The organism is Mesorhizobium sp. 43Arga, from assembly GCF_053714255.1.
Map to the genome: position 1 here is coordinate 16,179 of NZ_JBSKBO010000018.1, position 23,320 is coordinate 39,498.

Annotated in this window: 15 protein-coding genes, 1 pseudogene and 1 riboswitch; of the genes and pseudogenes, 8 read left to right on the forward strand and 8 right to left on the reverse strand. The window is 59.5% G+C overall.

Translation table 11 applies throughout. The features are described from left to right. Positions 1–4: 4 nt before the first annotated feature. The 3 genes from thiS to thiC are packed head-to-tail and all read right to left on the reverse strand — an operon-like array spanning position 5 to position 2,986. The gene (gene thiS / locus ACWGS8_RS32870; protein ID WP_454584834.1) at positions 5–202 is read right to left on the reverse strand and encodes a sulfur carrier protein ThiS; all 198 of its coding nucleotides are present in this window, start codon (positions 200–202) and stop codon (positions 5–7) included. Then, positions 171–1,172, reverse strand: coding sequence for a glycine oxidase ThiO (thiO, locus tag ACWGS8_RS32875; RefSeq protein ID WP_454584835.1), 1,002 nt, complete (start codon positions 1,170–1,172; stop codon positions 171–173). The genes thiS and thiO overlap by 32 nt, the downstream gene beginning before the upstream one ends. Further along, on the reverse strand, positions 1,169–2,986 hold the full coding sequence (gene thiC, locus ACWGS8_RS32880) for a phosphomethylpyrimidine synthase ThiC (RefSeq protein ID WP_454584836.1): 1,818 nt from the start codon (positions 2,984–2,986) through the stop codon (positions 1,169–1,171). The genes thiO and thiC overlap by 4 nt, the downstream gene beginning before the upstream one ends. A gap of 106 nt (positions 2,987–3,092) precedes the next feature. After that, positions 3,093–3,209: riboswitch (TPP riboswitch) on the reverse strand. Between the two features lie 340 nt (positions 3,210–3,549). Here thiC and ACWGS8_RS32885 point away from each other — a divergent pair. From ACWGS8_RS32885 to ssuD, 4 genes are all read left to right on the forward strand, one after another. Beyond that, a complete protein-coding gene (locus tag ACWGS8_RS32885; RefSeq protein ID WP_454584837.1) occupies positions 3,550–4,557 on the forward strand; it encodes a taurine ABC transporter substrate-binding protein in 1,008 nt (335 codons plus the stop codon). A gap of 65 nt (positions 4,558–4,622) precedes the next feature. Continuing rightward, positions 4,623–5,417, forward strand: coding sequence for a taurine ABC transporter ATP-binding protein (locus tag ACWGS8_RS32890; RefSeq protein WP_454584838.1), 795 nt, complete (start codon positions 4,623–4,625; stop codon positions 5,415–5,417). Further along, positions 5,414–6,262 (forward strand): ABC transporter permease subunit, encoded by an 849-nt coding sequence (locus ACWGS8_RS32895; RefSeq protein ID WP_454584839.1) that lies wholly within the window; start codon positions 5,414–5,416, stop codon positions 6,260–6,262. The genes ACWGS8_RS32890 and ACWGS8_RS32895 overlap by 4 nt, the downstream gene beginning before the upstream one ends. Before the next feature lie 44 nt (positions 6,263–6,306). Beyond that, entirely contained in the window at positions 6,307–7,467 is a 1,161-nt protein-coding gene (ssuD, locus tag ACWGS8_RS32900; RefSeq protein WP_454584840.1) for an FMNH2-dependent alkanesulfonate monooxygenase, read from the forward strand. A 198-nt stretch (positions 7,468–7,665) separates the two neighbouring features. On the opposite strand, the gene ACWGS8_RS32905 is transcribed toward ssuD, so the two are convergent. The 3 genes from ACWGS8_RS32905 to pmtA form a co-directional block, all read right to left on the reverse strand. Then, positions 7,666–9,309 (reverse strand): MFS transporter, encoded by a 1,644-nt coding sequence (locus ACWGS8_RS32905; RefSeq protein WP_454584863.1) that lies wholly within the window; start codon positions 9,307–9,309, stop codon positions 7,666–7,668. Positions 9,310–9,873: 564 nt separating this feature from the next. Then, the gene (locus ACWGS8_RS32910) at positions 9,874–11,523 is read right to left on the reverse strand and encodes an MFS transporter (RefSeq protein ID WP_454584841.1); all 1,650 of its coding nucleotides are present in this window, start codon (positions 11,521–11,523) and stop codon (positions 9,874–9,876) included. Between the two features lie 503 nt (positions 11,524–12,026). Continuing rightward, positions 12,027–12,623, reverse strand: coding sequence for a phospholipid N-methyltransferase PmtA (pmtA, locus tag ACWGS8_RS32915; RefSeq protein ID WP_454584864.1), 597 nt, complete (start codon positions 12,621–12,623; stop codon positions 12,027–12,029). A gap of 865 nt (positions 12,624–13,488) precedes the next feature. On the opposite strand from pmtA, the gene glmS reads away from it, so the two are divergent. Further along, the gene (gene glmS / locus ACWGS8_RS32920) at positions 13,489–15,312 is read left to right on the forward strand and encodes a glutamine--fructose-6-phosphate transaminase (isomerizing) (protein ID WP_454584842.1); all 1,824 of its coding nucleotides are present in this window, start codon (positions 13,489–13,491) and stop codon (positions 15,310–15,312) included. 1,388 nt (positions 15,313–16,700) lie between these two features. Then, positions 16,701–17,453, forward strand: a complete 753-nt coding sequence (locus ACWGS8_RS32925) for an SDR family NAD(P)-dependent oxidoreductase (protein ID WP_454584843.1) — start codon at positions 16,701–16,703, stop codon at positions 17,451–17,453. Positions 17,454–17,465: 12 nt separating this feature from the next. Here the strand turns inward: ACWGS8_RS32925 and ACWGS8_RS32930 are convergent, their stop codons facing one another. Next, positions 17,466–18,143, reverse strand: coding sequence for a GntR family transcriptional regulator (locus ACWGS8_RS32930; RefSeq protein WP_454584844.1), 678 nt, complete (start codon positions 18,141–18,143; stop codon positions 17,466–17,468). Between the two features lie 342 nt (positions 18,144–18,485). Here ACWGS8_RS32930 and hemA point away from each other — a divergent pair. Both hemA and ACWGS8_RS32940 read left to right on the forward strand, forming a co-directional pair. After that, positions 18,486–19,673 (forward strand): annotated as a pseudogene (gene hemA, locus ACWGS8_RS32935) (5-aminolevulinate synthase); the annotation flags it as partial. A gap of 71 nt (positions 19,674–19,744) precedes the next feature. Further along, positions 19,745–21,037, forward strand: a complete 1,293-nt coding sequence (locus tag ACWGS8_RS32940; protein WP_454584845.1) for an ATP-grasp domain-containing protein — start codon at positions 19,745–19,747, stop codon at positions 21,035–21,037. A 121-nt stretch (positions 21,038–21,158) separates the two neighbouring features. Here the strand turns inward: ACWGS8_RS32940 and ACWGS8_RS32945 are convergent, their stop codons facing one another. Continuing rightward, complete coding sequence (locus ACWGS8_RS32945; RefSeq protein ID WP_454584846.1) at positions 21,159–23,273, reverse strand: prolyl oligopeptidase family serine peptidase; 2,115 nt, start codon at positions 23,271–23,273, stop codon at positions 21,159–21,161. Between the last annotated feature and the right edge of the window lie 47 nt (positions 23,274–23,320).

Sequence of the window (23,320 nt, forward strand, 5' to 3'; positions counted from 1 at the left end):
GATGCTAGCCTCCTTGCATGGGCGAGAGGATTTCGATGCGGTCGCCATCGCTTAACCGGAACTCCGCCCGGTTGGCCTTGTGCACGAGGTCGCTGTTAACGGCGGTTGCCAGCCAATCGCCCTCATAGTCGAGCGCGGCAAGCAGTTCGGCCAGCGTGATGGCGGCAACCTCATGCGCTTCGCCATTGACGGTCAGTTTCATGAGCAAGCTCCCTGGTTGTATCTTGACTGAAAACCATGTCGACAGCCTGGCGCGCCATGGCGGGCGCAAGAAGAAACCCATGGCGATAAAGCCCATTGATCGCGACGGTGCTTCCAGACGCTTCGACACGCGGCAGATTGTCGGAAAAGGCCGGGCGAACACCGACGCCGGTCTCGACGATGCCGGCCTCGCCGAAGGCCGGATGGAGCGCGCAGGCTGCGCTCAGAAGCTCCATCATCGAACGGACCGTGACCGGTCCGGCGTCATCGCTCTCGATCATCGTGGCGCCGGCCATGAATCGGTGATCGGCGCGCGGCACTAGATAGAGTGGAAATCGGGGATGCAGTAGCCGGACCGGTCGCGACAGCGAGACATCCGGTGCGCGCAGGATCAGCATCTCGCCGCGAACACCACGCAACTGATCGTCGCCCGCTGCGATTCCCATGCAGTCGATCTCGTGGTCGAATCCGGAAAGCTGCCGGGCGTCCGTGGCAAAGCGGAAGTCGACGCCCATGGCAACCAGCTTCTCATGAAGTGCTGCCATCGCGGTGCGCGGGTCGAGATGCGCCTCGCCGGCGAAGAATAGCCCGCGGCGAAAACGTCCGGCTAGGTCGGGCTCTAGCCGCGCGATTTCCTCGTCATCGATCCAGCGATGGCTCGAGGTGTGGCTGGCGAAGCGGTCAAGTTCGCCCGCGTCCCGCGGCGCCGCCAGAACCAGCGTTCCGGCCCGCGTAACCTGACCGGGCAGCACCGCATCCCACCAGTCGGCGGCGCCGCGTCCGAGGTCCAGGACCGGCTGTTCGGCGCTTTCGCGCTCGCACCATGGCGCCAGCATGCCGCCGGCGAACCACGACGCGTTGCCGCCGAGGCCATGCCTTTTCTCCGCAACAGTCACCGCCGCGCCGCGGGTGGCGAGCTCGAAGGCGGCGGTGAGGCCGGCGACGCCGGCCCCTTGCACCAGCACCCTCATGACGGCTCGGCCGCATCGGCGTCGCGCACAGGCATGTAGAGATCGCCACCGGCGCGATATTTCGCCGCCATCGCCGCCATGCCCTCCTTCTGCGCCTCGGCGCGGATGTCGTGGGAGATGCGCATCGAACAGAATTTCGGGCCGCACATGGAGCAGAAATGCGCCAGCTTGTGCGCTTCCTTCGGCAAGGTCTCGTCATGGAACGAGCGCGCCGTTTCGGGGTCGAGCGACAGGTAGAACTGATCTTCCCAGCGAAACTCGAACCGAGCCCGTGACAGCGCGTCATCGCGGATCTTTGCTGCGGGATGGCCCTTGGCAAGATCCGCTGCATGCGCGGCTATCTTGTAGGTGATCACGCCGGTCTTGACGTCGTCGCGGTCAGGCAGCCCGAGATGCTCCTTCGGCGTGACGTAGCAGAGCATTGCCGTCCCGAACCAGCCGATCATCGCCGCGCCGATCCCCGATGTAATATGGTCGTAGCCGGGCGCGATGTCCGTGGTGAGCGGCCCAAGCGTGTAGAACGGCGCCTCGCCACAGACCGCGAGCTGCTTGTCCATGTTCTGCTTGATCTTGTGCATGGGAACGTGGCCGGGGCCTTCGATCATCACCTGGCAGTCCTTGGCCCAGGCGATCTTGGTCAGCTCTCCAAGCGTTTCCAGCTCGGCGAATTGCGCGGCGTCGTTGGCGTCTGCGATCGAACCCGGACGAAGTCCGTCGCCCAGCGAGAACGAGACATCGTAGGCGCGGCAGATGTCGCAAATCTCCTCGAAATGCTCGTAGAGGAAGCTCTCCCTGTGATGGTGCAGGCACCATTTCGCCATGATCGAGCCTCCGCGGGAAACAATGCCGGTAACCCGCTCGACCGTGAGCGGGATGTAAGGCAGCCGGACGCCGGCATGGATGGTAAAATAGTCCACGCCCTGCTCGGCCTGCTCGATCAACGTGTCGCGATAGACCTCCCAGCTCAGATCCTCGGCGACGCCACCCACCTTCTCCAGCGCTTGATAGAGTGGGACTGTGCCGATCGGCACCGGCGAGTTGCGTACGATCCATTCCCTGATATTGTGGATGTTGCGACCGGTCGACAAATCCATCACCGTGTCGGCACCCCAGCGGATCGCCCAGACCATTTTTTCGACTTCCTCGGCCATGGAAGAGGTGACGGCGGAATTGCCGATATTGGCGTTGATCTTGACCAGGAAATTGCGGCCGATGATCATCGGCTCGCTTTCGGGATGGTTGATGTTGGCGGGGATAATGGCGCGCCCGCGCGCTACCTCGTCACGCACGAATTCCGGCGTGACGAAGTCTGGGATCGCGGCGCCGAAGGCCTCTCCGTCGCGTTGCAGCTTACCATGCAGGATCTCGCGGCCGAGGTTCTCACGAATGGCGACGAATTCCATTTCGGGCGTGATGATGCCGGCGCGGGCATAGGCGAGCTGGGTCACAGCCTTGCCCTGCTTGGCCTTGAGCGGCCGATTGCGAATGGGAAATTCCGGCGTCAGGCGCTCACCAGTCGCGAAGCCGTTGTCTTCCGGCCGGACATGGCGGCCGTCATAGGTCTCGACATCGCCGCGCGCCAAAATCCATTCGCGCCGAAGTCGTGCGAGTCCCTTCTCGATGCTCGTTTCGATCGCTTGGTCGGTGTAGGGCCCGGACGGATCGTAGACCGTCACGGGCGGTTCGCCCGCTGTCGGATGGACGGAGATTTCGCGCATCGGCACCCTGATTTGCGGATGGAGGATGCCGGATTTGTGGATCTTTCGTGAGGCGGGCAGCGGTCCCGTCGAAACCGCCGGGGTCGAGGCATTCATTTGAGGCTCCTTTGCTCATTTGCATTGGAGACCCAGTTCTGTGCCGGAAGGATGAAAAGACGCTTTTTGTCGACCTGCTCGAGACGGGTCTTCGGGCACGAACTCCCGCAAAGCGCTTGCACCGTCCCTACGCCAGTATGAACTGGATCAGGTTCAACGGGTCACTGCGCCGCGAAAGCCAGCAGTATCTCAGCCCCTTGCCGGGACTCCCCTGGTGAATGCCTCGAATTGAATGGTCCTCCGGCACTTTGTCAAGCGCATTCGACCTGGGCGGACCGGCGGTGGCTCCGGCAGGTCTCAGAGCGACATCATCATCTCGACCGACGAGAAGCCTGATCGAGTTCACTGCAGACGTGTGCCTCGTCCGCACCCTGCTGCCTCGGCGATGGATGCGCCTACGTTTGCGAAGTTTGATCGCTCAGGAGGGAGGTTTTTCAGCATCGCGCCAAGTTTCGAAATATTGTTCCTCTCTAATTCTATAAAATCAGTGGACTTTTGATCCTGGCCCGCCGAACAGCGCTGGCAATTGAGGCTGTGCCCTCCGTTCAAAAGGATCTGATCCCATGCGACATCTGATTTCTACAGCGCTCATCGGCCTTGCCCTGGCGGCCACCTCAATCGCAGCGCACGCCGACGACAAGAAGGTCGTGATCGCTTATCAGACCGGCGCAAACCCTTATAACCTCGGTATCGCCAACGGTGATATTGCCAAGAAGACCGGCTGGAACATCGAGTTCCGCCGCTTCAATTCCGGCGCCGATATTTTTGCGGCCATTGCATCCGGCGACGTTCAGATTGGCGATGTTAGATCGAGCCCCTTCGCTGCAGCCGTCAGCAAAGGCATCGATGTGAAGGCATTCTATATTTCCTCGGTCTCGCGCGACGGAGAGGCCCTTGTCGTGAGGCCGGAAATCAAATCACCGACCGACTTGCGGGGAAAGAAGCTTGCCGCCGCGCCGGTCTCGACGGACCACTATCAGCTGCTCGCCGTGCTCAAGCAGGAAGGCATTTCCGAGAAGGAGACCCAGGTCATCGCCATTCCGCAGCCGGAAATCGTCGCGGCGTGGAAGCGCGGTGACATTGATGGCGCTTTTGTCTGGGACCCGGCGCTTTCCGAACTGAAGAAGAATGGCAAAGTCTTGCTCACGGCCGGTCAGGTCGCGGACCGTGGTGCGCCGACATTCAGCGCGCTGGTGGTGACCGGGGAATTCGCCAAGGCAAATCCTGACTTCCTTGGGCAGTATGTCCGCCTGATTGACGGCTACACCACCGACTATCTCAGCAACTCGGCGTCTTGGGGACCAGGGTCGGAGAATGCCAAGCTGATCGCCGGCCTGCAGGGCGCCACTGCGGCTGAGAATTCCGAGCAGTTGAAGACCACAGTCGTGCCTCCGCTGGACGAGCAGGTTTCCGAGAAATGGCTGGGCGGTGGTGAAAAGAGCGCCGTGGCGAAGATTCTCAAGGACACCGCTGGCTTCCTGAAGGATCAGCGCAAAATCACCACGATCAAGGAAAGCTACGCTGCCTTCGCCGATCCGCAATACGCGGACGCCGCCAAGGCTTCGAACTGAACCAGTGTGAAGAAGTTCGGCCTTGCTGTCCGGGGAACCCAACAGCAAGGCCCCTGGAGGCTTTCATGCTTCGAATACACGATGCCAGCGTCACCTTCCCTGGCTCCGACGGCCAGGACGTACACGCGCTTGACCGGATCTCGCTCGACATTGCTCCGGCGTCCATCGTCGTCGCGGTCGGTGCATCAGGGTGCGGAAAGTCGACACTGCTCAATGCGATCGCCGGGTTCCTTCCCCTTAGCGAGGGCACGATCACGCTTGACGGACGCCAGATCGATAAACCGGGTGGTGACCGTGGCGTCGTATTTCAAAAAGATACCTTGCTGCCGTGGGCCAGCGTCCTGGACAACGTCGCCCTCGGGTTGAAATATCACGGCATGCAGCGCGGCGAGCGGCGCGAGCGATCAAGGCGGCTGCTGGAGCTTGTCGGTCTTGCCGATTTTGCTGAAAAGCCGCCCTACGAACTGTCCGGCGGTATGCGCCGGCGCGTCGGCATTGCACGGGCGCTGGCCACCGATCCCAAGATCCTCTTGATGGACGAGCCATTCGGTGCACTGGACAGCCTGACCCGTGAGACCATGCAGCAGCTTCTTGCGTCGCTTTGGGCCAAGACCGGCAAGCAGATCCTGTTCATCACCCACTCCATCGAGGAAGCTCTAACCGTCGGCACGACCATTGTGGTGATGTCGCCCCGGCCGGGCCGGATCGTCGGCCGGTTCGAGGCCGACTTCGTGCGCGAATTCGCCAGGACGGGCGACATCGGCCCGATCCAGTCCCACCCCCGTTTCATCGAATTGCGACAAGAAATCCGGTCGCTCATTCACAGGCCGGATGGAACCGCAAAAGGAACCTTGCAATGACGCTCGCCGCCAGTTCCCGAAATCCCTTCCCGGCCGCAAACTCTCCGGTTGAACCGGTCCGGGCGTCGCGTCGGATCGCATCGACAAGTACCGTCGGGATCAGCTCCGTTACGCTCGCTTCGCTGATCGCACTATGGTTTTTCGCCGCACGCTTCGGCTGGGCCTCACCGCTCTTCCTGCCGTCACCGGCTGACGTGCTGACCCAGTTCAGCGCTGTCGCGTCAGACGGCTATGCGAATGGGACGCTGCTTGAGCACACGCTGGCCAGTGTTGGCCGCATCGCGACGGCTCTGGGTGTCGGAATCGCGTTGGGAATTCCACTCGGCCTGTTGATGGGCCTCAACCGCTGGGTCAAAGGCATATTCAGCGTGCCGATCGATCTCTATTGGGGCCTTCCGCCGCTGGCCTACCTGCCGCTCCTGATCATCTGGCTCGGCATCGGCGAGACATCCAAGATCGTGTTGTTGTCGCTGTCGACGTTCGCCCCGATCTGTTTTGCCGCGCAGGCCGGTGTCCGCTCCGTGCCAGCCGAGCGCATCAATGCCGCACTGTCGCTTGGCGCCAATCGGCTGCAGCTGTTCACCACCATCATCCTGCCTTCCGCACTGCCTGAAATCATGACGGGGCTGCGGATCGCGATTGGCGCCGGTCTGTCCACGCTCGTTGCTGCCGAGCTGATCGCGGCTCAATCCGGTCTTGGCTACATGATCATGTCGGCCGCCAATTTCCTTGCAACCGACGTTGTGTTCGTCGGCCTCATTGTCATTGCCGTTCTTGCTTTCGCTATCACCAGCGCAATGCGCTGGCTCGAGCACCGGCTCGTCCCCTGGAAGGGCAAGCTCTGAGGTCAGCCGTCTTACGATCATTTCACAAAGCAGGAACGAATCCTATGTCCGACAACGATCGTCCACTCGACGTGTACTGGTACCTTCCGACCCATGGCGACGGTCCATATCTCGGCACCGAAAAGCGACATCGAACCGCCAGCTTCGGCTATCTGAAGGAGATTGCCCAGGCGGCCGACCGTCTTGGGTTCAAGGGCGTGCTGTTGCCCACGGGAACGCGCTGTGAGGACGCCTGGATCATCGCCGCCGGCTTGATCCCGCTCACCGAGCGACTGAAGTTCCTCGTTGCACTGCGACCGGGCAGCGGAACGCCTGCTCTGTTTGCGCGTCATGCGGCTACGCTGGAGCGCATCTCCGGCGGCCGTGTACTGCTCAACGTTGTCACCGGAGCGGATCCGGCCGATCTCGCCGGCGACGGCAACAAGCTGAACCATGACGAGCGCTATGCGCAGACCGACGAATTCTTGACCATCTGGCGGCGGATCTTGTCGGGTGAACCTGCCGATTTCGAGGGCAAGTATCTATCCGCGCACGGCACAGACATTTCCTTTCCGCCAGTCCAGCAGCCTCATCCGCCACTTTGGTTTGGAGGATCGTCCGACGCCGGCATCGCGATCGCCGCCAAGCACGTCGACACCTACCTGAGCTGGGGCGAGCCAGTCGACCAGCGTGCGGAAAAAATCGAGAGGGTGAAGAAGGCGACGGCCGAACAAGGCCGGCGCTCCATGCGCTTCGGTCTTCGCATTCACCTGATCGTGCGCGAAACGGAGGACGAGGCCTGGGCTGCAGCCGATCGGCTGATTAGCCACGTCACCGACGACCTCATCGCTGAGGCCCAGAACGGATTTACCAACATCTCGGAATCCGTCGGGCAAAGGCGCATGTCGGCGCTGCACCAGGGCCGACGCGACCGCCTGGTCGTAGGGCCAAATCTGTGGGCCGGGCCTGGACTGGTGCGCGGCGGCGCGGGCACGGCCCTCGTCGGCAATCCAGACAACGTCGCCGCGCGTATTCGCGAGTATCAGGAGATCGGGATCGAGACCGTGATCGCCTCAGCCTACCCGCACCTCGAGGAGGCATTCAACGTCGCCGAACTGCTTTTTCCCAAACTCGGACTGGGTCGCGAAGCAGCACCCGCCGAGCGCAGTTGGGACGTCGAATTCGGGGGCGGCATCCAGCCCAACCTGGCAGCGTCCGCCGGCTAACGCCCCGTCAAATCCATCACAAAGGAGGATCTGTTACAATCAGCCATCGCGGCGTTTGCCGCGCGGTTTCCGTTTATGGCTCCCGTCCCGGCAGCGGGTTTTTTCGGGATGACTGATGGGTTGCGAGGCTTGCTTTCGCATCCTCCTCAAGGGGAGCCACGCACCTGCCAGCCTGCGCCGCCGCCTCAAGTGCATCTCTCATTTGTGGGATACATAAGTCATCGGGAAATAAGACTTGCGCGCTGCGCCGGCAGGGCGCTCGACCAGGATGTTTGTTCGCGGCGGGTTTGTCATTGCACTGAGCTTCAGCAGTGCGTCGTCCAGTTCCCTGTCGGCCTCCGTAAGCCTGTGGTGGAGACGATGATAGTCTGTCCAGGTTGGAGTACGATATGTTTCGACCCATCGTGATGGCTGCTGAACGTCGCGCGTGAGTGTCCATTGCCGGGCGCCAACGCGGCTTTGGACGTACCGGCGCTTCTGCATGATTTCGAGGAATTGGTCGACGTCTTGCTCAAGGATTGCATATTCCGTTGTGACAAGGATGGGGCCGCTCCGGGGCTTCAGATCAAGGGCAATCGCCGGTGCGCAGAAGCCTCCAGACGGTTCGAGCTCCGATTCAGAACGATTGCTGATCGGCCATTTGTATCCGAGCGCCGCGACCGCCAGCGTCGCGACGCAGGACCAGGCCATGGCCGAGGGGAGCGAGTAAGTTTGGACGATGACGCCCCAAAACCAGCTGCCGGCGGCGATGCCGCCATAGGTGAATGCGCTGTAGATTGAGATCGTGCGTCCAACGATCCAGCGCGGGCTTGCCAGTTGCACGTTGACGCCAAGTCCGGACCATGCCGTTACCCAGCCTGCGCCGCCAAGGGCAAGGCAGACCGTCGTGATGGCAAGCGAAGACGTGAGCGCAAGGGAGATCTCACATAGAGCGCATGCAATGCAGGCGAGGACCACCAGCCGTTCCTGGGTGAGCGCCCGCCTGAGGGTCGGGTTCATGAGCCCGGCGGCAAGTGCGCCAGCGCCGAAGCCGCCCATCATGATACCGTAGCCGACTGGGCCGCCCTTCAGGATGTCGCGGGCAACCAGCGGCAGCAGCGCCAGTGTGGAGGTGCTTGCAACCCCAAACAGGGTCCCGCGGACGATCGTTGACTTGATTTCCGAGGATATGGCCGTGAAGCGCAGGCCATCATAGATGGCCGTCATCAGAGCTTCACGCGGCAGAGATGAGCTCTGGACCTTCCAGTTATTGCGCCACAAGGCGGTGAGAGGCGCAACGAAGCCAAGGGTGGTCAGCGCGATTGTGACGAGAGGCCCGAAGGCAGCAACGATGATGCCGCCAAGCGCGGGACCGACACTGCGCACAGTGTTGAATCCGACATTGAGCAGCGTGATGGCCGCCGGCAGATGGCGTCGCTCCAGTATGTCGCCGATCGAGGCTCGCCAGGCCGGATCGCTGAGCGCGATGCCGCAACCATCGAGAAAGCTGAAGGCAAGAATTATCCATGGATCGTGAATGCCAAAGGCCATGAGGATCGTCAGCATCGCGGAGGCCGCCATCATGAGGCTTCTACCGACGATCATCACCATGCGGCGACTATAGTTGTCGGCAATGGCTCCCACGAACACCGCGAGAAAGAACGCCGGCAAGGTCGATGAAGCCTGGACCAGCGCAACCAAAACGTCCGAGCTGGAAACCGTGGCCATGAGCCAGCCGAGCGCCACGGTCTGCATCAGCCAGCCGAGGCTTGAGAGCTGAGACGCCAGAAAAATTGAACGGAAGGTCGGATTGTTCAGCGGCGCCAGCAACCCCGTGGATGCGTTTCCCTCGGTCGAAAGCATGGCGATCAATCTCTTCTCGACAAGGAGCTCAAGCTCGTTGTCGCGGGTAGCATCCGATTCGGAGTAATGTGCTGGGGTGCTTCAGGCTTGCGTTTCATAACGTCACTTGCCTGCGGTCGAAAGGGTTTTGTATTGAACGGCGGAGTCATGTGTGAACGGCCGGCGGCGCCGGCTTCCTGATCGTCTCAATTTTGATGAGCCGCTTCCCCAGATGCGGATGCGTATAGCATAGCCGAAGAGCGGTAGGGTGGGTCAGGTCTCTTTCATGTTCGGGCCAGTTGACGAAATCGACACCGTCCGCACGGCTCGCAATCTTTTCTACGATTTAGGTAGCGTCATGAAAATGCGACTGCTGAAATCCTCCGCGTTCGATCGGTTTGTCCAACCTGCTTTACCCTCAAGTTGCGCGGGTGCCCATCGCGGAACGGTTTGGGCGGATGGAGCCCCCATCGAGGCGGCTGCTGCAATAGTTCCTACGGTGCCTATTGCAGCTGTTCACCGACCCGCGCCAATTGCGCAGGATTCGACAACTGCGAGAGCGCCCGTTCAGCGCGCTTTCGTCACCTATGGGCGCGATACGAAAGGCACAGGCTGAACTTCGCTGCCGGGGGCCGGGCTTGTGGACCGCTCGATAGACAGTGTGAGATGTGGAGGAGGAGACTCACCGCCCTGCAGCGCGGCGAGGCGCTCGGCTACCTCCCTGTCAGCCACGGTCAGCCGATGATTGAGACGAAGATAATCCGTCCAGGTCGGGGTGCGGAATGTCTCGGTCCAAATGGTTGGCTTCTGAAGATTTCGTTGCAGCGTCCAATTGCGCGCACCGGCACGGCTCTGGACGCGCCGCCTTTCGCGCATGCAGCGCAGAAAAGCTTCGACGTTGGCTTCGGGGATCGAATACTCCACCTTGATCACGATTGGACCGCTCCTTGGCCTCAGAGTGAGTGCCAGTGCTGGTGGGATGAAGTCGGCAGCCCCTTGATCGGATTCTTCCCATAGCTGGATCGGCAGTACCTTTCCCGCTGCCGCGACCAGCAACAGCGACACCGCGGCACCTTCAAAAGCCCACGTCAGAGAATAGTTCTGCGCGACAGCACCCCAGATCCAGCTACCGGCTGCCATGCCGCCATAGGTCAAAGCGTAGTAGATCGACAGAGTACGACCAACAACCCACCGTGGGCTTGCCAGCTGTACACACACGTCGGTCCCGGTCCAGGTGACAACCCAGCCCGCGCCGCCGATGGCAAGCGCGATCGCCGCCACAGCAACCGACGATGTGAGGGCTAGTAAAAGGCAGCACGTCGCGCAGGCAAGGGACGCCAGCGTGATCAATCGATTCTGGGACGTGATGCGTCTCAAGTAGCCATTACTTATGCCGGCTACGAAGGCACCAGCGCCGAAGCCGGCCAACAGGACGCCGTAAACAAGTGGCCCACCCGCCAGCTGATCACGAACCAGGAGCGGGAGCAGAGCGAGGATCGAGATGCTCGACAGCCCGAACAGGGTTGCACGCACGATCGCGATCCGGATCTCCGATGAGATCGCTGTGAAGCGCATGCCATCATGAATGGCCATCGTCATCCGCTCGCGCGGAAGCGGCGAAGAGCGAACGTGCCATTTGGAGCGCAGGACCGCGCTCAATGGGACCAGGTCGCTTAAAGCCGCCAATACAAATGCGGCTAATGGGCCAAGAAAGGCCAAAATTACACCGCCCAGCGCCGGTCCTATGCTTCGGACAATATTATATCCCACCGACATCAGCGTCACGGCAGCGGGTATCTCGCGCTTGTCCAGAATATCGCCGACCGAGGCGTGCCAGGCCGGATCATTCAAGGCAAAGCCGCAGCCGGCCAGGAAACTGAGGCCCAGGATCAACCAAGGACTGACAAAGCCCAACCCCACAGAAAGGGCCAGCGTCGTCGACGCCAGGGCGATCAGGCAATGTCCGGCAAGCATCACCCCGCGGCGGCTGAAGCTGTCTGCGATGGCCCCAGCAAGGATCGACAGAAAAAAAGCTGGCAGCGTCGATGCAGCCTGCACCAGCGCCACCATCAGATCGGAAGCTGAAATCGTGGCCATGAGCCAACTGATAGCCACGCTCTGGACCAGCCAGCCTAGGCTGGAAATCTGTGTGGCTGTCCAGATCGAGCGAAATACGGGGTTCTGAAGAGGGATTAGTGTGGCTGCCGCAAAGGGCGGGGAATTCTCAGGCCGCATGACTTCTCACCTTCCCTCACCTGACCGCGGTGCGCTTTACGCACAGCCTGCGCACAACCAAGTTTCGAACCTTCGCTCTCAACAAAGGAGATGCCCATCACCTTGCTGATTCACGATGAGCGCCGGTCGGATGTAAGCTGGTCGGGGTCGCGCAGCCCGACGGCTGCGTTGGTTTTGCCCTGCGACTCTAGCTTTGGATGGTGCTACCGCCCCGATGACCAGCTTGTCAAACTGTCGCGATGCTGGGGCTGCCCGTAGCATCGGCTGGATGATTACAAGCAAGGGCAATGATGACAGGAGCTCGGGATGCTTGTTGGGGAACCTACTCGGACGCAGGCTTCACCACTTGATAGAATCCTGCAGTTATTCCACACGGAGTTTGCGCACTCACTGACACGCCATCGTAGATCAGCTTGGGGAAGCTCTTCCGCTCCTCGTCAGAAACCAGCCGGAGCGATATGGTTGCGGGCGACGGTGAAGGGGAAGCGAAATGCTTATCCGCCTTATACTGCCCGTCTATAGGTCCACAGCTGCGCGGGCGGGATATTGCGGACGACGAAATCGTAATGAGACACAGCGTAACGGTCGGGCATTTTGATCACCGGGGACAAAGGCCCGTAGGTAATCTGAATTACAGGTCTCCCAGCAGGAATTCGGGCGAGCAAATCCTCGAGCAGAGCGACGCGCCGCTCCATCGGAAAGCTCAGCAACGGCACCGCGCTTATGACACAGTCGAATAGTTCCGCGCGTCGCCCCGCCAGGACTTCACTCAAGGCAAACGCATCGCCCAGGCGAAAATCCACGCCTGGAAAGCGTTGCGTCAAGCGATCATAGAAATCCTTCGAATATTCGACCGATACCAGTTGATGCGGCTCGATGCCTCTTTCAAGGATAGCCTTGGAGATGACTCCGGTGCCCGCGCCAAGCTCAAGAACTGCCATCCTGGACTCGGGATTTATCACACTCGCCATCCGGCGCGCCGCATGGACCGACGTTGGCATGAGGGCACCCACTCTTTTCCTGTCCTTTTGCCACCCCCTGAAGAATTGCACCTCTTCCTCAAACTTCCTGCCGAGGCGCTCCTTCAACCGAAAGACCATGTCCACTCCCTGCTTCTGCAATTTGTCCGGGTCATTTTAACGGCGCACGTTTGTACAAATCCTGCGGTATTTACAAGGCAGGTCATGACGCAGCGCCCGTCAGATCGGGATTTAGCACGATGATCGAACGAACGGTCGAGATTGGGCTGAGAGGTGGTCTTCATCCGTTAGACCGAGCGCTTGCATTGACTCCGTGGCACAGCGCGGACCCGGGGCGACAATCCCGCTGCCGGGCAGTTGCCTCCCGTGGTTAGCGCGCTATCGTAGCGCGCGATTCGTCGCCTGGAGGGTTCATGCGTCAAAAGACTAAGTCATATGTCATAGAGATCAGGTCGTCCCGAAAACCCAAGTCGAATGACCCAAGAAACTCGATCTGGGGAAAGCTGGACCTCACGCCCGATCAGGACAATCCGGCGGACAGAGAAGTAACCGAGCTGCATCCAGTCGGCGACAAAGACTAACTCCGAAATCTCCTGCCCCGCCACGTCAGGGACCCTGCGGGAAGCTACTAGGCGCTGCCAGCCAGATCCGTTATCAACGGGCAGGTGTGCGGACAGGTGTCGAGGTCGCCCGGAAGAACCTTTCGCTGATCAGTTTTATCGTCCATTTGCCCAACTAGACGATCTTCATGTCGGTTGGACTCAAGCTCGGCCACGGGGGTGCAGGGACAATCCGAGGCACCTCCCCGCCAGTCAGCCTATCCCCATCGGCAGCTGGTCTACGATGGAGCGCCTATCCCAAACTGCCTGAGAAATCTTACCTGAAGTGACGATCGCCACCCGGTCATCCTTTTGGATGGCGACCTTCGCGATTGCGCCGCTTATCAGACGGAACCCATTTCAATACCACATAAGGGAACTGTTGCATGTGCGGCATCATCGGAATTGTCGGCCAACAGCAGGTTGCACCGCTCATCGTCGACGCACTGAAGCGGCTCGAATATCGCGGCTACGACTCGGCAGGCGTCGCTACCATCGAGAAGGGCGAACTCGGCCGCCGCCGCGCCGAAGGCAAACTGGTCAACCTTGAACGTCGGCTCCAAGACGAGCCGCTCGACGGTACGATCGGTATCGGCCACACGCGCTGGGCAACCCATGGCGTGCCCAACGAGACCAATGCGCATCCGCATTTCTCCGACGGCGTCGCCATCGTCCACAACGGCATCATCGAGAATTTCGCCGAATTGCGCGACGAGCTGATCCGCGACGGTTATTCATTCTCGTCGCAGACCGACACCGAGGTCGTGGCACACCTCGTGGCGCGGGAAGTCACCAAAGGGCTAAAGCCGGTCGAGGCCGCGCACCAGGCGCTGAAGCGGCTAGAAGGCGCCTTTGCGCTGGCCATCATGTTCAAGGGCGACGAGGACCTGATTGTCGGCGCCCGCAACGGCCCGCCACTGGCCGTCGGCCATGGCGATGGCGAGATGTTTTTGGGCTCCGACGCGATCGCGCTCGCTCCGTTCACCAATTCGATCACCTATCTGGAAGACGGCGACTGGGCGGTGGTGCGCCGCGACAGCGTCGCCATCTTCGACATCGACGGCAAAAAGGTCGACCGCAAGCGCCAGCAGTCGCTGTCGACCTCCTTCATGGTCGACAAGGGCAACCGGCGGCATTTCATGGAAAAGGAAATCCATGAGCAACCCGAGGTGATCTCGCACACGCTGGCGCATTACGTCGATTTCGTCTCCGGCGTCTCGAAGCCGCTCGACCTGCCATTCGACTTCGCCAAGATCGGCCGCCTGGCTATCTCCGCCTGCGGCACTGCCTATCTCGCCGGCCTGATCGGCAAATACTGGTTCGAGCGTTATGCGCGGCTGCCAGTCGATATCGATGTCGCCTCGGAATTCCGCTACCGCGAGATGCCGTTGTCGGGCAACGATGCCGCCTTCTTCATTTCGCAATCGGGCGAGACCGCCGACACGCTGGCCTCGCTGCGCTACTGCCGCGAGGCCGGCATGAAGATCGGCGCCCTCGTCAATGTACGGGAATCGACCATGGCGCGCGAATCCGACGTCGTGCTGCCCACACTCGCCGGCCCTGAGATCGGCGTTGCCTCGACCAAGGCCTTTACCTGCCAGCTCTCGGTACTGGCTTCGCTCGCGGTGCGCGCCGGCGTGGCACGCGGCACGATTTCGCGCGACCAGGAAAAGCAGTTGGTGCACGATCTTTCCCAAGCGCCGCGTTTGGCTAGCCAGGTGCTGGAGTTGGCAGAGCAGGTCGAAAGCGTCGCGCGCTCGCTTTCCCACTACAAGAACGTCCTCTATCTCGGCCGCGACACCAATTTCCCGCTGGCCATGGAAGGCGCGCTGAAACTCAAGGAAATCTCCTATATCCACGCCGAGGGCTATGCGGCGGGCGAATTGAAGCATGGGCCGATCGCGCTGATCGACGAGAACATGCCCGTCATCGTCATCGCGCCGCATGATCGCATCTTCGAGAAGACCGTGTCCAACATGCAGGAAGTGGCGGCTCGCGGCGGCAAGATCATCCTGATCACCGATGCCAAGGGCGCGGCACAGGTGAGCGTGAAGACGATGGAGACGATCGTGCTTCCGGATGTGCCGGAAATCATCTTGCCCATCATCTACGCGCTGCCGATCCAGATGCTGGCCTATTTCGCTGCCGTGTTCATGGGCACCGACGTCGACCAGCCGCGCAATCTGGCAAAATCGGTGACAGTGGAATAGGCTGCAAGCTGGAGCGAAAGGTTCCTTGGGGCGCAAGTCAGGTCAACGTTATACGCCGCTAACGTTTTATGGTGCTGTCGCACGAATCCTCTACAAGGGGGCGCATCACTCGAACGAGGCATGATTCGGGAGCGCGAGATGCTGCGTGATGAGCAAGACGAGGCCGTCATCGACCGCCTGTATGAAGCTGCAGCGATACCTGAGAAATGTCGGCACAGGTGTCTTGGAGACCTTGGCTCATCTTTGTGACTGCACTGACTCGGCACTTTTGTCAGTTCGCGATCACAACCTCGCAAGATGGACTGCCAACGAGACTGCATTTCTGAAATTAGTTGTTTATCTGCGTGACAATTGGATTGCCCAGAATCCATATGTTGCGAACGCCTGCGTCGGGTTTCTCAACCTCGCTTCGTTCTCGACACAGAAGTGATGTCGGCAAGGTAACGGAGGAAGCTTCTACTACCAGAATTTCATGAGACCTTATGGCATGTACTGGCACGCTGGTACGAACATCATGTCGCCAAATGGCGATACGGGAAAAGTGTCAATCCACGGAAGCTTCGACGCAGAACTGCGGTGACAAGCTTGATTCCCCGATGCGGGGGCGAACAATGTTTCGCAAGCCGCTCACGGTCAACAATCTCGTCAAGCGTGATGCCTTTAGGGGGCCGCTCGATCCGACGACGAAGCCCATCCAGATCGAGCCTTCCAGCTTCCAACCTTAAGGTCGCGCCCTCCGCTCGCCGTTGATCGCCCGCACCCTCCGACGGGCCGCACTCGATGTTCGGATCCAAACCGCGCCGCCGCCTGTCGCGCTGACATTGCCACCGCCCGAAAGTATTCACGACCCCGAAGACCCTCAATCGCTGCCTGCAATCGGCAACCCTCGTCAAGGCGGACGGCCGACGCCTCCCCACCTCGCAATCTTGTCAAGTTCTTGGTCACGCGCTGCAACAGATCCTTCAACAAAATTAGCGGAACTTTGCCGACGCCAAACGTCGGGCAGTGATACGGTCACTGCAAACCTCGCACGAATCACCCTTACCGTTCCCCGGTCGCTATAGGGACTGCCGCCTGGATGCGGATGCCGTTCGCGCCCGGCACTTGAAAACATTTGATGATGAGAATGCCGATGTCGAGGAACGATCGCCCCACGCCCAAAAACGGTTATGCGGGACCGACTTACGAGCTCCAGCCGGCGCATGGGCGTGCCAATCGCCTTTGTCGGTGCCGAGAGCGCCTACCTCTATGGCGCAGATGACCATGGCGATACTGACTACACGTGTCCACGTGCTCGTCATCATTTCCATTGTTTTGACCGTGGGCTGCATTGCCCCCAGAAGCGGGCCGCTCAAACCGTGTGAATGCCAATACGTGGGTAAATCGGAATGATCATCATAACAGGAGCCACGCGCGGGATAGGGCGGGCCTGCGTGGAGAAACTTGCGTCTGCCGGTTCCAAGGTGGTGGCGACTGGCCGAGATGGAGAAGCGGGCGCGACGCTCGAACGCGCCAATCACGGCGTCACGTTCGTCGCCGGTGACGTCATCCGTGAAGACGATTGCCGCCGTGTCATCGACCGCGCGCTTGAACTTGGCGGCGGTCGGCTCGCGGGCCTCGTCAACAATGCAGGCATGTCGAAGCGCGTCGCCTTCGCCTCCGCCACGCAAAACGATTGGGATGAGGTGCTATCTGTCAATGCGCGCAGCGCCTTTTTCTTCATCCGTCATGCACTGGAAGGCTTGCGGCACGGGAGGGGTTCAGTCGTCAATATCGCCAGCATTGCGGGTAAGACGGGCGAAGAAGGGCTCGCCGCCTACTGCGCCTCGAAGGCCGCGGTGATCGGCCTAACGCAAGCGCTTGCACTGGAATTCGGCGAGGAGATCCGCTTCAACGCTGTCTGCCCCGGCCAGATCCAAACGCGCATGATGGGCGAGATCCTAAGTGATGCGCTCCGCAAGAAGCAGCTCGAACTACGGATCCCTGCCAATCGCTTCGGTGCCCCTGAAGAGGTCGCGGATGTCGTCGCTTGGTTGCTTTCGGATCAATCGACCTATGTCAACGGCACGGTGGTGACTGTAGACGGCGGGGAAACGGCCGGCCTGCGTACGCCGCGTGTCGCGCAGGTCGATAGTGCTTAGAGGGCGTCCAGCTCAGTCGGAACCGCGCTCCTCGAAATAGCGCAGAAGACTAAGTGAATCCCGCTTGATATCGTTCTCGATCGCCCCGCGTGCTTTCTTCTTGTTGCCAGTCCTCAAGGCCTCGATGAGATGGTCATGTTCTTCCCCGCCGGAATAGCCGCTATGAATTTCCCGGTAGTAGACGTTGAGGATTGGACCCATCGAGGCCCACATCGTTTCGATCTGTCCGATCAGCATCGGCATACGCGACAGGCGGTAGACGCCGAAGTGGAAAGAGCGATTGTAAAATCGCGCTTCCTCAAGATTGACAGCCTTTTCGCTTTTTACCAATGAGGCGCGGAAGCTCTCAAGCTGTTCGAGATCGGCGGGAGTAACATGGTCGGCAGCGCGTTCTGTCGCTAGCCCTTCAAGCGCCATGCGGATCAGCTTGATCTGGATGTAGCGGGTACGGCTAAGGTCTGGCACCGTGGCGAACCTGCCGGAGCGCAATTCGAGCGCCTGCTCGCTAACCAGTCGCAGACAAGCTTCGCGCACCGGCGTGATGCTGGTTCCGAGCTGCTCCGCGAGATGCTGCATGACGAGGCGATCGCCCGGGGTGTAATTACCGATGATTAGGGCTTCCCGCACCTTGTTGTAAACCCGAGCGGACAGGCTACCCATCTCACCGGGCTGCATCTCTATGACCCCCATCGGAATTCTCCTCGTCTCTGTTACAGCTCGCCCATGGCTCGCGCTTGCGGTCTAAATTGAACCCGTAAGAGAAATTATTAAATATATACCGTATCATCAAATGTGAAGATATGACTTGTTTCTGTAACGAGTACTTTACAAACGTAACATACTTTTCACTTGAGCTTTGGATAATGTTGTTTTAATTGGTTGCGGTAACCGGATCCGCGCAAGATCAAGCGGGCAAATCAAAGATCAAATTGGGTGATGCTTATTGGGGATGCGACGGGCGATGGCGGCGCGCACTCGCGCTGTGAAGCGGCTCTCAGCGGGCCGAAAACGGCTTCCTAACAGGAGATTGATATGGACTATGTCCAATATTTCGCTGAACGAATCGAGCGACTCAAAGGCTGCGGCGACTATCGTGAATTTGCCGATCTGGAGCGTCAGTCTGGTAACTTCCCTAAGGCCTGGCTTAATGGGCCTGATGGCCGAAAAGAGATAACCATTTGGTGCACTAACGATTATCTCGGCATGGGGCAGCACCCCAAAGTGCTGTCGGCAATGAAGCGCGCCATCGATGCCAACGGCGCAGGATCGGGTGGATCCCGCAACATTGCTGGCACTAACCATTATCATGTCTTGCTGGAGCGAGAGCTTGCGGAGTTTCACAATAAGGAAGCAAGCTTGATTTTTGTTTCCGGCTTCAGCTCAAACGAGTCATCATTGATTACATTAGCATCGCTGATGCCGAACACAGTTATATTTTCCGACGCGCACAACCATGCTTCGATTGTCAGTGGATGCCGCAACAGCCGGGCGGAAAAGCGCATCTTCCGGCATAACGACGTCGCGCATTTGCGAAAACTGTTGAGCAATGTAGATATCTCAGGACCCAAGATTGTTGTTTTTGAATCAGTATATTCAATGGATGGTGACATTTCGCCGATCAAAGAGATCTGTGACGTGGCGGACGAATTTGGTGCAATGACGTTTCTGGATGAAGTTCATTCGTCAGGAATGTACGGTCCGGAAGGAGCCGGCATGGCCGCGGAACGTGGCATCATGAATCGTCCAACCATCATCGAAGGGACGCTTGGTAAAGCGTTCGGCTCGATGGGCGGTTATGTGACCGGACCAGCTTCCATTGTTGACAGCATACGAAGCTTCTCCACCGGTTTTATTTTCACCACGGCGCTTGCGCCGGCGATGGCGGCGGGTGCGTTGGCTGCGCTCCGACATCTTCGCGGTTCGGATTCAGAACGAATTGCTTTGCGCCGGAAAACGAACCTTTTGATCGGATTGCTGAACGAGGCTGGCATTCCGGTCATGCCGACTGCGAGCCACATCATTCCTGTGCTGATCGGTGATCCATCCCGTTGCAAGGAAGCGTCCCGTCAGCTTTTGGATCAGTATGGGATATACGTTCAGCCAATATTGGCGCCGAGCGTTCCAGCGGGAACCGAGCGTTTCAGAGTGACCGTCACGCCCGCCCATAGCACCGCAGAAATTCGTACGTTCGTCGATGCACTCAGGCAGGTTCTGCTGCGCACTACCGAAAAATCAACGCCAATGCTCATTAACGCTCCCACGCATAGCACGCAACATAGGGGTAAACAGCCATGGCAAGAAGAGCGCTCATCCTGATTGAAATTAGTCCGTGGGATACTGGTCCGCTGTACGCCCAAGCGGCCCAGCGTCGTGGTCTTCATCCAGTTATCCTCTCAGCTGATCCAGCTCGATACAGCTCTCTAGCAGCGGAAGGCACTAAGGTAGTCCGTGTCGATACAGACAATCTCGATGCGCTAATCCAAGAATGTTCCCGGCTGCGCGCGATCTATCACATTGTCGGGATTACGGGTACCGGTGACTCCTTCTATGCGACAGTTGGGAAGCTCTGCCAACATTTCGATCTACCAGGGCCGGACCCCGCATCCGTTGAACGGTGCCGTGACAAATTCGCTCAACGTCAGCTCCTCGGAGGGTCCGGCGTTCCAATGCCTGCCTATCGCTTGGCAACGAATGAGACCGACGTCGAACGCTTTGCCGCAGAGATCGGACTGCCGGTGGTTCTCAAGCCAGCCGTCGGCAGCTCTAGCTGCGGTGTCCGATTGTGCCGCACAGTTGATGAGTTAACCGAACATACGACCTATTTGTTGGGCGGGAAGCACATTTGGCGATCTTCGCCAAGGATACTGGTCGAAGAATTCGCGCAAGGCCCCCATTATTGGGCCGACATGATGGGAAGTGAGGTCATCGGCATTGGCACCGCTGACGTAGGCGATCCTCCGTACTTCGTCTTCCGTGGGTGGACCTTGCCGGCACCGCTGACGCATGACGACCATAAACGCATCGCCGATGTTTCGCTTCGCTGTTTGCGAGCTCTCGGCCTCGGCTGGGGACCAACTGGCATTGAACTCCGGTGGACGAAGCGTGGCCCGGTCGTCATTGAAGTCAATCCACGTCTTCATTGCACACCCACTCCCCAACTGATCCAGTTGGCTTACGGAGTCGATGTCGTCAGCGAACATATCAAGCTTGCCATCGGCGACGAATGGGATTTGCACAAAACGCAATCGCGCTTTGCGGCCGCGCGGATCCTTATTCCAGACCGCGATGGTACCATTGATTCGATCGTAGGCGAGAGTCGGGCGGCCGCTATTCACGGTATCGCTGAAGTCAAATTCTATGTTGAACCCCAGGCGCAGATTATCAGGAAGGGCGATTCCCGAGACTGGATTGGCCATGTCATCGCCGCGTCGCTCAGCCATTCTCAGACCGAGGCGATACTTGACCGCGCCGTAGACCTAATCGATTGGTCGATCGCACCGTTTTCGACCCCTGGCGAAACGGAACGTACGGAGATTCTTCACGCAATACGGCAGCCAGGGCGTCTGGATGGCTCACCACCTTAATCTCACGGCAAATCCTGCCTGTGTGCATCTACGAGCAAACGGACGTCTGGAAAATGAGATTCGAGCCGAACTCCACCTGCCCCGCTTACTCCATAGCTGAAGTCGATCAGTCTGCCAGTATTTACGACAGAACCCCTTTGCCATCGGGGTACCGGAGTTGGCCGAGAACCCAGGCCATGCGAAATGCTGCTTGCTCCGCTAGTCCAGGCCCATGGAAAGGGCCGCTATGGCCGCCTACTGTCCGGGTACAAAAGACAAGCTTAGGGTCGCGATCTGCCGCAAAGGACCGACGCTGCGCCACGTAGCGCGCAGGTTGGTGGTAGAGCACCTGGCCATCGTCGAGCGCAGCGTCAACGTATGTCGGGGGAAGTGCGCGATCGGCGCAGAGGTTGTAGTACGGGTCGTAACTGCGCAAGTAATGATACTCGTGCGCAATATGGGGGTCACCGTACTCCGCCGTTTCCTGTAGCGCGTATGGTCGTGTGAAGTTCAACTCGGTATCCAGGATGTCGGCGACTGGCACCTGGGCGAGCACGGCGCGGAATAGGTCGGGCCGTAATGCCGCAGTGGCGAGCACGGTACCACCGCCGGCGCTCTGCCCCTCAATGACAAGGCCTTCGCGGGTGGCAAATCCCTGTTTAACGAGTCCTTCCGAAGCAGCGATCAGATCTGTATAGGTTATGCGCTTTCGATCGCGAACCGCTGCCTCGTGCCATGGGCGTCCGAGTTCGCCGCCCCCTCGTACGTGCACGATGCCGAAAGCAAATCCGCGATCGAGCAGGCTCAACCGTGCGGTCATGAACGATGGCCACGCGAAGAACGAGGGCCATCTCGTTGTTCCATAACAGCCGTACACGTTCAATAATACCGGCCCGGGGCTCTTTCGGTCGCGCCGCGCCACCAACGAAATTGGGACTTGTACCCCGTCTTCCGCTTCAGCCAGGACGACTGTCGCCATATAACCACCGGCGTCATACCCTGGAATACAGGCTTGATACCGGATTGCCGATTGGTCATCGGCGAGATCATGCTCGCAGACGGTGTCGGGCGTCACAAATGAGCTGACAGAGTAAGTTAACTTCGAACTCCGGAATTGATGCCGTGTGGCCGAGCAGTGCCCACCGGCTGACACGCCCACCGTTAGGGTGCAGCTCGATTCATCGGGAACGATTGTTGTCCCGATCCGCCCGCTTCGATCATACGAGACTAGGCGAGGAAGAAGGCCCTCTCTTTGCAGCAAAACCAGGTGATGCTCGAGTACATGCACCTCCTCGAGCATTAAACCGTCCCGGTGCGGTATGACTTCTTCCCAGTGCGAATGCGACGGATCGTCAATTGGCGCACGTACGAGGCGCCAATACGGTCCAGCGTCATCGAGGTGGAACAGGAAATCGTCCTGCCAGTGCTCGGCTATGACCTGGTGACCAAATTGGCGCGTCACCAAACGGCGCCACGCAACGCGCGGCTGGTCGGCGGGAAGGCACCAAACCTCAACCGCCCCTCGATGAACGCCCTTTATATCCAGAAACAGCCAGGCACCACTGTCCGAACGCCTGATCGACAAATTCAATCGCTCGTCTGCCTCCTCGAACATCACCTCAGATGTCCCAGCTGCTACGTCCACACGGACAAGCTCATGAGTTTGTCGCCTAAGGTCAGGCCGCTCCCGCGTGAAAAACAGGGTATGACCATCCGCGGCCCAAGCTACCGTCACAACCTGCATCGAGCCCTGCCAGACGTCCCGGCCAGTCTCCATGTCCCGAACCCTTAGTTCGTAGTTCTCATCACCGACGACATCAAAGCTGAAGGCCACGTAACGCCCATCGTCACTCGGCTCGAATACACCGAGCCGATAGAAGGCATCGGCTCCTTCAAGCGTGTTCGGATCGATTACAAGCTCTGCCGGATATCCTGCTACCGGCCGTCGCCACCATCTCTGATGGAGAAAACCCAGCTCGTTTTTTTGGAAATACTCGAAAGGTCCAATCTGGAGCGCTGGTGGGGCGTTCTCACGAGGCTGACGCCCTTCGATTTCGGCGATGAGCTTCGCCTTGAGTTTGGTCAGGTGAGCTGTCGCTTGCTCCGCGTAGGAATTCTCGGCTTCCAGATAGGCGAGGACTTCAGGGTTCTCCCGGTCGCGAAGCCAGCCAAACCAGTCCATCGTGACGTCCTCATGAAGCACCCTGATCCGGGGCTCAGGAAGGGGAAGCGGCGGAATGCCCTCGTCTCCCATCATACTGCCCTCAGGTCGTTGGCCACAAATGCGGTGACATTTGTGATGGG

Excerpts from the sequence above, each read along its gene's own strand:
- thiC (WP_454584836.1), bottom strand. The coding sequence starts at position 2,986 with ATGAATGCCTCGACCCCGGCGGTTTCGACGGGACCGCTGCCCGCCTCA.
- ACWGS8_RS32895 (WP_454584839.1), top strand. The coding sequence starts at position 5,414 with ATGACGCTCGCCGCCAGTTCCCGAAATCCCTTCCCGGCCGCAAACTCT.
- ACWGS8_RS32945 (WP_454584846.1), bottom strand. The coding sequence starts at position 23,273 with ATGATGGGAGACGAGGGCATTCCGCCGCTTCCCCTTCCTGAGCCCCGG.
- ACWGS8_RS32905 (WP_454584863.1), bottom strand. The coding sequence starts at position 9,309 with ATGCTTTCGACCGAGGGAAACGCATCCACGGGGTTGCTGGCGCCGCTG.
- glmS (WP_454584842.1), top strand. The coding sequence starts at position 13,489 with ATGTGCGGCATCATCGGAATTGTCGGCCAACAGCAGGTTGCACCGCTC.
- thiS (WP_454584834.1), bottom strand. The coding sequence starts at position 202 with ATGAAACTGACCGTCAATGGCGAAGCGCATGAGGTTGCCGCCATCACG.
- ACWGS8_RS32885 (WP_454584837.1), top strand. The coding sequence starts at position 3,550 with ATGCGACATCTGATTTCTACAGCGCTCATCGGCCTTGCCCTGGCGGCC.
- ACWGS8_RS32940 (WP_454584845.1), top strand. The coding sequence starts at position 19,745 with ATGGCAAGAAGAGCGCTCATCCTGATTGAAATTAGTCCGTGGGATACT.
- pmtA (WP_454584864.1), bottom strand. The coding sequence starts at position 12,623 with ATGGTCTTTCGGTTGAAGGAGCGCCTCGGCAGGAAGTTTGAGGAAGAG.
- ssuD (WP_454584840.1), top strand. The coding sequence starts at position 6,307 with ATGTCCGACAACGATCGTCCACTCGACGTGTACTGGTACCTTCCGACC.
- ACWGS8_RS32890 (WP_454584838.1), top strand. The coding sequence starts at position 4,623 with ATGCTTCGAATACACGATGCCAGCGTCACCTTCCCTGGCTCCGACGGC.
- thiO (WP_454584835.1), bottom strand. The coding sequence starts at position 1,172 with ATGAGGGTGCTGGTGCAAGGGGCCGGCGTCGCCGGCCTCACCGCCGCC.
- ACWGS8_RS32930 (WP_454584844.1), bottom strand. The coding sequence starts at position 18,143 with ATGGGGGTCATAGAGATGCAGCCCGGTGAGATGGGTAGCCTGTCCGCT.
- ACWGS8_RS32925 (WP_454584843.1), top strand. The coding sequence starts at position 16,701 with ATGATCATCATAACAGGAGCCACGCGCGGGATAGGGCGGGCCTGCGTG.
- ACWGS8_RS32910 (WP_454584841.1), bottom strand. The coding sequence starts at position 11,523 with ATGCGGCCTGAGAATTCCCCGCCCTTTGCGGCAGCCACACTAATCCCT.